The sequence below is a fragment of the Flavobacterium rivuli WB 3.3-2 = DSM 21788 genome (assembly GCF_000378485.1).
GTDB lineage: Bacteria > Bacteroidota > Bacteroidia > Flavobacteriales > Flavobacteriaceae > Flavobacterium > Flavobacterium rivuli.
This window is the reverse complement of the sequence record NZ_KB899968.1, coordinates 160,144-173,083: the sequence shown is the minus strand read 5'-3', so window position 1 is coordinate 173,083 and position 12,940 is coordinate 160,144. Positions and strand designations below refer to the sequence as shown.

Sequence of the window (12,940 nt, the reverse complement as noted above, 5' to 3'; positions counted from 1 at the left end):
GTTTAGGAGAGTATTTGTTGTCTCATCCTGACATTGCAAATATGCATGCACAGGTGCGCAGTGAAAATGCGCAGTACAAACTATTTTAAATTTATTTTTAAACACGTTGATTACAAGCGAATTAAAAAAATATTTACGCCCTTTTATCACATTAAAAATTTTACTGCGCAGCTACATTGCGCAGTAAAACAGAAATTTGCTTATTTTTGACGGTATCATTTCAACTAAAAAAGCTTAAATCGATAATATGGCTACTAATAAACTTGCCTTGCTGCGCTATAAAACCATAGATGAGTGCCTTAAAAACCGCTTTAGGAAATGGACACTGGATGATATTATAGAAAAGGTAGCTAATGCACTTTACGAATATGAAGGAATTACCAGCGGTGTAAGCAAGCGCACCATACAGGCCGACATTCAGGTTATGCGCAGCGACAGCCTGGGGTACAATGCCCCTATTATTGTTACCGATAAGCGTTTTTATATTTATGAAGATGCTAATTACAGCATTACCAAGTCGCGCATTAATGATGCCGATATGGATAAGATGAAGGAAATTGTTAGTGTATTAAAACAGCTTAACGGTTTTAATTACTTTGATGAAATGAGCGAACTTATTGCCAAACTGGAGAATAACGTTAATAAGTCGGCTAAAAAGACAAAGAATTTTATACAGTTTGATGATAACAAAAAGCTGAAGGGTATAGAGCATATAAACCCATTATACCAGGCCATTCTTAATAAAATGCCGTTGCTTATAGAGTATCGGTCGTTTAAAGCACTTAAGCCAAGTAAAGAAATTTATTACCCTTACCTGCTTAAAGAACACCGCAACCGCTGGTTCCTTATAACCAAACGCAAAAAGACCCCACACCTGCACACAATGGCGTTAGACAGGATAGTGGAATTTCAGCCGCTTACCAGAGAGCCTTATTTAGAATATGAAGGGATAGATTTTGAGAGGTACTTCAACGACCTTATAGGTGTAACAAAATCTGAACGCGACCGTGCACACAGGGTTATCCTTAAGTTTGATAAAACAAATGCACCTTATGTTATTACAAAACCACTGCACCACTCGCAGGTAGTGCTTAGCGAAAATGAAGACGGTATAATTATCCGTATAGATGTGGTGCTTAATTTTGAGCTCGAAAAAGAAATACTTGGCTTTGGCGAATGTGTAAAGGTGATGTCGCCGCGCAACCTGCAGGCACGTATAAAACGCAGGGTAGAAAATGCCGTAAAGCATTATGTGGAGCAAGTAAAGGATGTAAAATAAAAAGTCCCGCCAAATGGCGGGACCTCATAGTGTAGCTTAATTTTTATTTAGTAATACAACTTTTTAGAAACTGATGTACCATCTGCCAATTTTATATTTACTATAAGTATTTTACGCGCTGGTGCTAAATCTTCTATAGATGTATTTATAGCATTTACATTGTTATCATCTGATAATAACCTGCCTGCAAGGTCATACACCTGCACGCTTTTTATAACCTGGTTTGATGATGTTATTTGTAGCGCATCATTATTCCTGTAGGCAATAACATTATTATTAACAGCTTCCGGTGTATTTGTTCCCATGCTGCCGCTACTCATTATACGGGCAATGCGGTTACGGCCTGCGGAACCATATGTAGTAAAATATCCGGCTATTACCAGTTTATCTTCCTGCTGAACAATCCCTCTTATATCGTTTATATAGTATGATTGTGTCACAAAAGTATCGTCCAGAGTTCCGTCGTTATTTATTCTAATCATATTTTTTGGACGGTCGGGTCCGTTATCAAACATCCCCGTTAAAATTATTTTTCCATCCTGCTGAGGACAGATCAACTGTACATAATTACTTAACCCATCAAAAAACACAATATCGGGAGTACCATCGCTATTAAAACGCAGAAACATGTTAGAAACTGCATCTTCAATATTTAATCCGCCAATTAATATTTTACCATCGGGCTGTATAGTAAAAGCTTCTATATTTCTTAATGATTCGCTGGTAATTGGTGTAAATGAATTATCCTGACTACCGTTACTGTTAAGTCGCGTAACTGTATTTTGCACGGCTCCGTTTGTACTTTCGCCCACAACATAGATTTTTCCTTCCTCTGGCAATACTTTTATAAATCTTATATTTCTTTCATCATGCACAGATACTACACTCATATTAAAAGATGTATCCAGGCTGCCATCCGTATTAATGCGTATAACCTGACCTGCAGACACTCCGTTGTAAGAAAGAATATGTCCGGCTACAAGTAGTTTACCGTCCGGCTGTATTTCAAGAACCATTGATGAGTCAAGAGGTCCATATCTCGAAGTAAAACCAAGGCCAGTGTCAAAGCTCGTATCTAATGTTCCGTCTGCGTTAAGACGTCTTAATGCATTTACAGTCACGCCGCCTGAAATTTCAAAAATACCTTGAATATACACTTTACCATCCGGTGCAGATGCAGTAGCATGTACTTTTTCGTTAGCACCTATAATTGGATTAAAAGTTTCATCTAATATTCCGTCTTCAGTTATCCTGGCAAAACCATTTCTAGCAACACCATTGTAATGTTTAAAATAACCCATAATCAGAATTCCGCCGTCAGCTTGGCTTACTGTAGCAGTTATCCCGTTATCTGCTCCCGTGCCATTACCTAATGTAAAGGAAGTATCGTTTGAACCATCTTCGTTTATCTTTACAATATAACTTTCTGTATAACCATTATATGCTGCAAAATCACCAGTGATAACTAATTTACCATCCGGCGTTCTTGCTAATGCATTTGCCGATCCGTAGTCAAAACCACCATTTACAAAACTATTATCTGTACTGCCATCTGCATTAAGCCTGCTCAAGACACCGCCAACGGTAATTATTTTATCATTGGGTAGGGTTAATATGTCAACTACATATAGTGGATTAGTATTTGCATCTGTAGTAAAAGTAGCATCTGTACTTCCATCCTCATTGTAACGCTGAATTCCGGAAACCAGGATATTATCTACACGGTAGGCAACTCCGCCTATATAGAATTTACCATTGTTTAAAACTGCTACAGCTGATGGATACTCACCCGCATAAGTAGGATTAAATGCAGTATCTAAAGTACCGTCAGAATTAAGTCTAACAACTTTATTATGGGGCTCATCGTTAAAAAGAGAAAAATCTCCAACAACTATAATTTTCCCATCTGGTTGTACAGCCATATTTCTTAAACTGATGCCAATAGCTATACCCGGGACAAATGTATTATCTGTGCTGCCATCTGCATTTAAACGAACAATTTTACTGGTTAAAACCGGATCAAAATATGAAGAGTTTTCAATAACTACTATTTTCCCATCAGGCTGAACAATTAGCTTTGATATATCATTTTGCAAACCAATACCGGGTGCATTAAATGTTGTATCAAGGCTACCATCTGTATTTATTCTCACTATTTTATTAACTGCAAAGCCGTTATAATTTGTAAAATTTCCGCCTATAAGTATTTTTCCATCAGATAATATTGCAGTAGTACTTACTATTTCATTGGCCCCCGTACCCACATTAAAAGATGTATCTAAAGTTTTATCTGTATTAACACGTGCAATACATTTTCTATCCTGTGTACTATAATGTGAAAAAGATCCGGCAATAATAATTTTGCCATCTGATTGTACCGATGCACTAGTGATATATCCGTCTGCTCCATTACCATAACCAGTATCTGTAGGATTAAAAGTAGGGTCGTTAGCGCCATCCTGTGCATACGCGGCATTAAAAATCAGAGAAAATAGCAACGCTATAAGAAAGGTAATTTTATTATTCATTGTTTTATTGATTGGTGCCACAATATTACACAAAAAGAGCCCCAAAAATGAGGCTCTTATATAATTTATTTTAAGAGATTTAATAATCCCTGTTCACATCAAATGCTTCAAGATATTCGGCTACGCGTTTTACAAAAGACCCTCCCAAAGCACCATCTACCACACGGTGGTCGTAGCTGTGCGACAGGAACATTTTTTGGCGAATGCCTATAAAATCACCCTCCGGAGTTTCTATAACGGCAGGCACTTTACGTATGGCACCCAGTGCAAGTATACCTACCTGCGGCTGGTTAATGATAGGCGTACCAAACACACTGCCAAAAGTACCCACATTTGTAACCGTATAAGTACCGCCCTGTGTATCATCCGGCTTTAGTTTGCCGGCCTTCGCACGGTTACCAAGGTCGTTCACAGCTTTTGCCATGCCCACAAGGTTAAGCTGGTCGGCATTTTTAATAACCGGCACTATAAGGTTACCATTAGGCAGGGCTGCTGCCATACCCAGGTTTATATTTTTCTTTTTAATAATGTAGTCACCATCTATAGATATGTTAAGCCCCGGATAGTCTTTTAACGCTTTAGCTACAGCCTCCATAAATATGGGGGTATAAGTAAGCTTCTCGCCTTCCCTCTTCTCGAATGCGGTTTTAACCTTATCACGCCATTTTACAATATTGGTAACATCTACCTCTATAAACGACTGCACGTGAGCCGACGTTTGCACACTCTGCACCATGTAGCCTGATATAAGCTTGCGCATACGGTCCATCTCTACAATTTCGTCCTGCCCGTTTACTGATACCGGCGCAACCTTAGCTGCAACAGTTTCAGGTTTAAAGTTTGAAGTTTCAGGTTTGGTTGCTGCCTGCGGAGTTCCCCCCTGGGGGATTAGGGGGCTTTGAGTTTGTCTTTTAGACACATACTCTAATATATCGCTTTTAGTAACCCTGCCATCTTTGCCGGAACCTGCAATAGTTTCCAGTTCGGCTAATGAGATACCTTCTTCTTTTGCTATGTTCTTAACCAGTGGCGAATAGAATTTCTCTGAATCAGAAAAATCAAGCGGGGCTGCAATAATGTCTTTAGCAGTTTCAAAAGTTTTCTCTACTGCGGCTATATCAATATTAGCGGCTGTAGTTTCTTCGCTTGGTGCATCTACTACAACGCCACCCTCTGTTTCTATATATGCAATGATCTGGCCTACCTGCACAACATCATTTTCCTTAAAAAATATTTCAGACAGCGTACCCGAAACTTCTGATGGCACCTCTGAATCTACCTTGTCGGTAGCAATTTCCAGCACAGCTTCATCTGCCGCAATGTGGTCGCCCACCTTTTTTAACCAGTTAGTAATGGTTGCCTCTGCAACACTCTCACCCATCTTGGGTAATCTTAGTTCAAATTTTGCCATATCGTTAACCTAAAGGTGAAATTGGTATTTATGTTTGCGAATTTAATAAAAAAAATGAGTCAACGCTTTTTTGTATGTAATTTTTAGACATTTTTTGCAATAAAATTTTCAAGCTTTATTACCTCACCCCTATCGTTACTACTGTTGCTACCTAACATAAAAGCGGCATTTGCAGGCTTTATTTTATAAGTAAAACCATTAGCCTTATAGGTTTCCATAAAACTAATTATGTTGCCAAAATTTATAAACGCATTGTCAAAAATTATTTCAGTGCCATTGTTATGTAAAAATAAGGCATCTGTTTTAAATGCGGTAGTTCGCAGCACATTTTTTTGCAATTGGCTTTGCAGGGTTTCGCGCAACACCTCGTCATCAGAAATTAATATATACTGCTGCAGATTGTATACTGGAGCTTTTTTGTTTTTCTTGGCAAGCGCAAAAACAAGCGTTCCTGCACGCATAAGCACATCAAAAACAGCCGACTGCTTAAAATGCTTACGGTAAAAAAACTGCATGGCTTCGCGAAAGCGGTTCATGTAAGCACCGTCCTTAACGGTACTCTCCCCTTTATAATGTATGACAGATGTTCCTGCAAAATAATAATTATCAAGCCCTTTTTTTAGTACAGTGTACGACAGGTCTATATCGTCGCTATACATAAAGCAGTCTTCGTCAAACCCACCCACATCAAGGTAAAGCTCGCGCTCCATAAGCATAAAAGCCCCTACAAGAATATCTGCTTTACCATTCTCATTTTCGGGAACATGCTGGGCGTAGTAACGGTTAAATAAATTAAATTTTGGGAAAGCCTTATATAGCGCACCAATTTTTGTAATAGCAACCCAGGGGGTTGGCACACCGCGTTTACTTTCGGGCAAAAACTGTCCGCGACCATCTATAAGTTTGGAACCTGCAATACCAAAATTGCTTTGCGCCACAGCGAATGCTAAAATTTTTGAAAAGGTATCCTCTGCAACAACAGTATCGGGGTTAAGTATGCAAACGTATTTGCCTTTGGCGGCTGCCACACCTATATTGTTTCCCTTAGGAAAACCTGAATTTTCTTTATTTTCTATTAGGGTAATGTGCGGAAAACGTTCTTTTATCATGCTACAGCTATCATCGGGAGAATTATTATCTACCACGATTATTTCGGCATCAAGCCCTTTAATGGCCTGTTGCACACTAAGCACACATAACTCTAAAAAAAAGCGGACATTGTAGTTAAGAATAATAACGGATAACTGCATGCGGCAAAGATAGTAATTTGGCCTGTTCTTAGTTAAGCAATGTCATTTTTCAATGTATCATTCTTTTCAGGCTTCACATCCCCCTTTAGCTTTTGATCTATATTTTTATCAACTGATTTTTTAAAATCGTCAGGAATAGCATCCCAAAGTTTATCCGGAATATTCTCTAAATTATATTTTTCGTCTTTAGTATCCATAATATAAAGATAGCAATTTAATGAACTGTAAACAAATACCAACAAAAAAGCGCCCGTTGCGGGGCGCTTTCTTAACTAACCAATCAATCATTATAAAACCTCAATCACTCTTTTTGTTTCCTGTTGTGCTTCTTTTTTTTTAGGAAGTGTAATATTTAATACACCATCCTGGTACACTGCATTTATGTCGGTCTCATTTACATTCTCCGGTAAAGTGAACGACCTTTTAAACGAGTTTTGGGTAAATTCTTTCCTTGTATATTGACCATCCCCCTCTTTAACTTCCTCAACCGCTACTGTGTGCGATATCGTTAATAATTTCTTATCCACTTCTATTGCAAAGGCATCTTTTTTAAGCCCCGGAGCCACTAAAGAAATAGTGAATGACTGCTCTGTTTCCTTAATGTTTACTGGTGGTACCGCCTTTTGAGTGTATTGGGTTCCACCTAAAATGTCTTTAAAAAATTGATCCATCACTACCGGGTATCCGTTGCTGTAATTGCGTTTTACTACGTTCATGTTTTTATATTTTAAATGTTATAAATCTTACTGATTTGATAAGGTATAGTCAAGATTTATTCCAATATAAAAATAGATGACAAAATGTCGCGTTTTATGTCGTTTTGTCATTTTCACTTTTTTCTTAATAGAAAAAACCACCGTAAAGGTGGCTTCTCTATTTTATGATATATACGGTTAGCTATTTATAGGATACGTTTTTTCTTCCTCTATAGATCCATCACGCTTATGTATTACTACTGAGCACTTAGCGTGGTGTTTTGCCATTGCTATAGTACGATTAACAACGTCTTGCTTACTTATTCCTGAAACTGATGTACGACAGGAATTTTCCATCATGCTTTTCCATCCAAGGTTACCATTAGTCGTAACGTGGTATATTTTACGTGCTATCATAACTTAAATATTAAATTATACATACACAAAAATACAAAGCACCTAACGCACAGAGTATTAAAGAAATTATAATTTTACGAAAACAATTGCGAAATTAACACAACCCTATTGCACAGTCTTAATGTAGTCGTTTAGCTCTTCTTTCGAGTGTTCATACGTAAATGCCGAAGTCACTTTAAAATAGACATTTTTATCCAGGCAGTAGGTATAAGCAAATTTAGCAAGATCAAGCTTATTATCTTCAAACGTCATTAAATTTACGAGCGACAATATTTGCGCCGCCGAAACACAATTAGCTCTTAAAACCTCTTTAGCAGTAGATATACGGGTATCATCAAACTTATTATTACTCACAACCGCTTTAGCAACTTCAAAGTCGGCAGGGTTCATAGGCGCACGGCATACACCTTTCGCATCTGTACCATCGCCGTTAAGCACTACAGTACCACCGCTGTTGTTATTATTGTTGCCATTACCGTTGTTGTAGCCGCTATTATTTCCGTTATTGTAATTGCCATTACCGTTGTTGTAGCCGCTATTATTTCCGTTATTGTAATTGCCATTACCGTTGCCATAATTGCCGTTATTATTATTATTATTATTACCATTACCGTAACCACCATTATTAGAACCATTGCCATGGTGGTTTCCTGAATTTTGCCCATAACTATTACCGGATGTCGTGGTTGTTGTAGTCGTAGTAGTGGTAGTTGTTCCCTGGCCCGGCGCATTTACATTTACACCTACGCCTACGCCTCCCATATTTACATTAACCCCAAAAGAGTCTCCATTAGAACCACCCTGTGCAACCTGCTGACCGCAATAAGTACCATCCGGCTTTATTATCATATTGTTTGGCGTACCAAACTGGTATACGGCACAATTAGCCGGCCTTACATTATTTTGCTGTACAGGTACAAAAGAGTGAAACTTAAGATTTCGCCTCCCCTTCCTGTCTTTCCTTATATAATAAGTTACATCCTGCATAACACCGTTATCATCGGCCAGCATAATATTTTTATTGGGCAACACTTTCTTATTGGCATCAGCAAAAACTATCCTGCAGGTATAATATGGGTTAGGTAAACCCTCAATACGCACATTAGTTTGAGCAATAGTGTTGTAACGCTGCCCGTTAATTTCGAGATAAAAACGAGAGCCATCTTCGCTAAAAATTGTAAGATTACCCAAAGCAATACCATAGGCACTGCCTGCAAATGAATTTAATAAGAGCGCAATAAATAGTAAAGTAATGTTTTTCATGGTGTTATACTTTATAGGTTAATATTTTATAAAATTGGTTTTTTTGGTGGTAAAATTAACACCATTTAATAGTTATTAAACAATTTATATGCCAAAAATAATATTTTATAACAATATACCTAAAATGTATAGCACAATAATAACGCTTAATTACAAACCTTACTTTTACGACATATTGATACGTTAACATAATATTAAAATTATTAAAATAAGCACAATTTTACTAAACTATTCTTAATAAAAAGCTTAAAATTTTTATAGATAATAAAATCGAACGATATTTGAATCATCAAAAGTAACAAACACTTAAAATAAACATTATGAAAAGTTTCCAATTAGTATTAGGAGCTGCCGCAATAGCAGCAGGTTTTGCATCTTGCAAAAATGAGGCAAAAGACACTGCCGAAAAAAATGTAGACCATTATGTGGTATATGTAGACTCTGTAAACAGCCTTGATGCTGCCGAAAGATCTGCTAACTGGGCTGCTATAGAAGCCGGATATCAGGCAAGGGTTGCCGAAGCTGAAGCTGCTTTAGCAACACTTGAAAATGATGCAAAAGCTCAGGAGAGGATTAATGAAACAAAATCTAAATATGAAGGTGTAAAAACCGCAGCCGAATCTGACGCTAAAGCTAAAATGGAAAAAGAAGCTGCTGCTAACAATACTGCTCCGGCAACCGGAAACTCTATGGCCGATATGTACTTTGGTGCAGGTAACGTAGTAGGAAATGATATGAAATTTGGATGGGTTAATAAAGACAACATACTTAGTGTGTACCAAAAATTTGTTGATACATTTGATGCTAACCATGAGTCGTATTCAAGACAGGATTTTGATAAAGTAAAAGCCTGGTATGAAGCTCTTGATGCAAGAAAAAATACTGTAGAGAAAGAAGGCCTTACAGGTGAAGATAACAGAAAAATTGCTGGCCTTAAACTTAAATTTGCCCCTAAATTTAAATGGGAACGTATGACGGCTAAAGGTGATGAAAACCAAAAAGCTAAAGACGCTGCAAACTAATAATCAGGCTCGATTCCTGAATATTTGATGAGGTGTACCCCAAAAGGGTGCACCTTATTTTTTGCGTTTATTTAGCTTACTTTTAGCTGATGGTTAACGCTTTAGCTTTTTACCATTTAGTACCTTTATAGTATAGAAACCAATTAAATACTATTGTTATGCCGGGAAGAAAATCACCGGGCCCACAGGTTAAGGATAAAGACCAGTACGAGGCCCTTAGAGACAAAGGTTACAGTAAAGAAAAAAGTGCCAGGATTTCTAACAGTAAGGAGGCAGAACACAGGGGCGGCAAAGCCAAAGCTTATGAAGACCAAACCAAACAGCAACTCTATGACGAAGCTAAAAAAGTGGGAATAGAAGGCAGGTCTAAAATGACTAAAGCCGAATTAATGAAAGCCCTAAGAAATAATTAGCGTAGCAATAACCCCCACAGGGTACGGATGCCCAAAAGAGCATCTGTAATTTTTGATTTTGAAGGTCGGATTATAAAATGTTGTTTTTGCTGCTCTTTCCTAAAAAACAGGAGGCCTAAATGATACGCGTCTACACTGACCGTTACATTTGGGTCTTTTTTTATGGCTTCCCATGCCTGCACCATAGCATCACTTTCATGAATGTTCGCAACAACAGCAATACTGTCATTATTTATATCGCTTTTAAGCTGTTGCATTAATGGTAAAAGAGAATCGGTATCTTTGCCGGCAAGTATGGCAAGCTCTACACCTCCCGGTACTGCCACATAGGTAGAATAAAACCATATCTTGGTGTTTATCTCTTCCGCAGCCTGGCGCATGGTTTCGGCTACTGCGGTTGCAACGACATCATCTCCTAAAACAATAAGTTTATACGATTTAAAATAAGCTATTACCCTAAATAATATATTTAAAGTCTTATTGTTTAATCCCACAACAGGATTATACTTAACATCGGTAATCAAAGGCTGTTTCCTGTAAAACCCTTTAGTAACAAGCCCAAACACAAACGGCGAATGCACCCCGTGCTCGTTTACGGAGTTGTAAAGAAAAGATATGTAGGACGCTATCCTCATTTAGTCACAGTTTTCAGTCACAGTTTTCAGCTGCCAAACTGCGACTGAAAACTGCCAACTTAATATTATTCCAATTTTGCGCTTAACTCAAACCAGCGTTCTGTTTTCTCATCAATCGCTTTAAGCACCTTCTCCAGGTCGGTTGCTTTTTGGGCAATGTCCTTATCAGCAACAGACCCGTCAGAAAATTGCTTTTCTATGGTTTGCTTTTCATATTCAAGGTCTTTAAGTTCCTTTTCTATTTTTGTAAACTCCTTTTGCTCATTAAATGTCAGGCCCGGTTTTACATTGTTCTGTTTCCAGTTTTTGTTGTCGCCCACGGGTTTAAGTTCGGCTTTTGCAGGTTCGGCACTATCTTCATAACTACGGAAATCGCTATAATTACCAGGGAAATCCTCTACTATACCTTCGCCCCTGAACACAAAAAGGTGGTCTACAATTTTATCCATAAAGTAACGGTCGTGGCTCACTACAAGTAAACATCCCGGATAGTCTAAAAGGAAACTTTCCAGTACATTAAGCGTAACAATATCAAGGTCGTTTGTAGGCTCATCCAGTATCAGGAAGTTCGGGTTCTGTATAAGTACCGTACACAGGTAAAGGCGTTTAAGCTCGCCACCACTAAGCCTGTCTACAAAATCGTATTGTTTTTTACGGTCGAATAAAAAGCGCTCTAAAAGCTGTGCAGCACTTATTGTCCTGCCTTTGCTAAGCGGAATATATTCGCCATACTCCTTAATAACATCAATAACCTTCTGGCCTTCTTTGGGGTTAATACCGCTCTGGGTATAATAACCTATTTTAATAGTATCGCCCACTACAACTTTACCACTATCTACAGGAAGCTGCTGAGTAATCATATTTAAGAATGTAGACTTACCTGTACCGTTCTTACCTATAATACCTATGCGCTCTCCTCTTTTAAAGTTAAAGCTAAAGTTATCGAGTATCTTTTTAGGGCCAAAAGCCTTGCTTATATTATGCAGTTCTAAAATCTTGCTGCCCATACGCTCCATGTTAATTTCAAGCTCTACCACATGCTCCTTACGGCGGCTTTGTGCTTTTTCTTTAATAACATAAAAGTCGTCCTGGCGCGATTTACTCTTGGTAGTACGTGCTTTAGGCTGGCGGCGCATCCATGAAAGCTCCTTAACAAAAAGGTTTTGTGCCTTATCTATACTTGCATTTTCGGCAGCTATGCGCTCCTCTTTTTTCTGAAGGTAGTAGCTGTAGTTACCTTTATACTGGTATAGCTTACCGTTTTCAAGCTCTATAATTTCGTTACACACACGCTCCAAGAAGAAACGGTCGTGCGTAACCATAAATAATGTAATATTTTCTTTGGCAAAATAATTCTCCAGCCACTCAATCATTTCAAGGTCAAGGTGGTTGGTAGGCTCATCCAGGATAAGCAAATCGGGCTTATTAATAAGGATAATAGCAAGTGCAAGGCGTTTCTTTTGCCCACCGCTCATGCTTTTAACCTTAAGTTTAAGGTCGTCCATTTTAAGCTTCGACAGGATTTGCTTATACTGCGTTTCAAAATCCCAGGCATTGTGTTGCTCCATACCCTCAAAAGCCTTTTGGTAAGCCACCCCATCATCGGGGTTTTCCAATGCTTTTTCATACGCCTCTATAACGTGAAGAATCTCACTATCCGACGCAAATATACTTTCTTCAATACTTAGTTCAGGATCCAGGTTAGGCTCCTGAGACAGGAATGCCATTTTAATTTCCTTGCGGATAATTACCTGACCGGTATCGGGCGTATCATCACCATTAATAATTTTAAGGATGCTGGTCTTGCCACTACCATTTTTTGCCACGAAAGCAATTTTTTGGTCTTTATTGATACCGAAAGATATACCCTCAAAAAGGGTACGCTCGCCGAACGACTTGGATATGTTCTCTACTGAAAGGTAATTCACGCTGGGATATTTTTTTTTGCAAAAGTAACTTATTAATTACGAATTAAAAATTACGAATTACGAATTGAAGATTGTTTGTATATTTGAACAGCAGTTTCC

12 protein-coding genes are annotated in these 12,940 nt (G+C 38.2%); 3 read left to right on the top strand and 9 right to left on the bottom strand.

All coding sequences use genetic code 11. The annotated features are described in order from the left end of the window. The first annotated feature begins 247 nt into the window (after positions 1–247). On the top strand, positions 248–1,279 hold the full coding sequence (locus F565_RS0107505) for a helix-turn-helix transcriptional regulator (RefSeq protein ID WP_020212594.1): 1,032 nt from the start codon (positions 248–250) through the stop codon (positions 1,277–1,279). A gap of 47 nt (positions 1,280–1,326) precedes the next feature. On the opposite strand, the gene F565_RS0107500 is transcribed toward F565_RS0107505, so the two are convergent. From F565_RS0107500 to F565_RS22315, 7 genes are all read right to left on the bottom strand, one after another. Beyond that, positions 1,327–3,807, bottom strand: a complete 2,481-nt coding sequence (locus F565_RS0107500; protein ID WP_020212593.1) for a T9SS sorting signal type C domain-containing protein — start codon at positions 3,805–3,807, stop codon at positions 1,327–1,329. Positions 3,808–3,886: 79 nt separating this feature from the next. Beyond that, positions 3,887–5,218, bottom strand: a complete 1,332-nt coding sequence (locus F565_RS0107495; RefSeq protein WP_026299941.1) for a dihydrolipoamide acetyltransferase family protein — start codon at positions 5,216–5,218, stop codon at positions 3,887–3,889. An 83-nt stretch (positions 5,219–5,301) separates the two neighbouring features. Beyond that, entirely contained in the window at positions 5,302–6,468 is a 1,167-nt protein-coding gene (locus F565_RS0107490; RefSeq protein WP_020212591.1) for a glycosyltransferase family 2 protein, read from the bottom strand. A 32-nt stretch (positions 6,469–6,500) separates the two neighbouring features. Then, positions 6,501–6,665 carry a hypothetical protein gene (locus F565_RS22840; RefSeq protein ID WP_020212590.1) on the bottom strand — a complete coding sequence of 55 codons (165 nt, stop codon included), beginning with the start codon at positions 6,663–6,665 and terminating at the stop codon, positions 6,501–6,503. A 90-nt stretch (positions 6,666–6,755) separates the two neighbouring features. Further along, positions 6,756–7,184 carry an Hsp20/alpha crystallin family protein gene (locus F565_RS0107480; RefSeq protein WP_020212589.1) on the bottom strand — a complete coding sequence of 143 codons (429 nt, stop codon included), beginning with the start codon at positions 7,182–7,184 and terminating at the stop codon, positions 6,756–6,758. A 177-nt stretch (positions 7,185–7,361) separates the two neighbouring features. Continuing rightward, on the bottom strand, positions 7,362–7,580 hold the full coding sequence (locus F565_RS23390) for a DUF2188 domain-containing protein (protein ID WP_020212588.1): 219 nt from the start codon (positions 7,578–7,580) through the stop codon (positions 7,362–7,364). A 105-nt stretch (positions 7,581–7,685) separates the two neighbouring features. Further along, entirely contained in the window at positions 7,686–8,843 is a 1,158-nt protein-coding gene (locus tag F565_RS22315; RefSeq protein WP_020212587.1) for a proline and serine-rich protein 1 family protein, read from the bottom strand. A gap of 320 nt (positions 8,844–9,163) precedes the next feature. On the opposite strand from F565_RS22315, the gene F565_RS0107465 reads away from it, so the two are divergent. Then, positions 9,164–9,865: a hypothetical protein gene (locus tag F565_RS0107465; protein WP_020212586.1), complete on the top strand. Its 702-nt coding sequence runs from the start codon at positions 9,164–9,166 to the stop codon at positions 9,863–9,865. 158 nt (positions 9,866–10,023) lie between these two features. Continuing rightward, positions 10,024–10,278 (top strand): DUF7218 family protein, encoded by a 255-nt coding sequence (locus F565_RS0107460; protein ID WP_020212585.1) that lies wholly within the window; start codon positions 10,024–10,026, stop codon positions 10,276–10,278. On the opposite strand, the gene F565_RS0107455 is transcribed toward F565_RS0107460, so the two are convergent. Beyond that, complete coding sequence (locus tag F565_RS0107455; protein WP_020212584.1) at positions 10,275–10,913, bottom strand: hypothetical protein; 639 nt, start codon at positions 10,911–10,913, stop codon at positions 10,275–10,277. The genes F565_RS0107460 and F565_RS0107455 overlap by 4 nt on opposite strands. Before the next feature lie 65 nt (positions 10,914–10,978). Beyond that, positions 10,979–12,841 (bottom strand): ABC-F family ATP-binding cassette domain-containing protein, encoded by a 1,863-nt coding sequence (locus F565_RS0107450; RefSeq protein ID WP_020212583.1) that lies wholly within the window; start codon positions 12,839–12,841, stop codon positions 10,979–10,981. Positions 12,842–12,940: the final 99 nt, after the last annotated feature.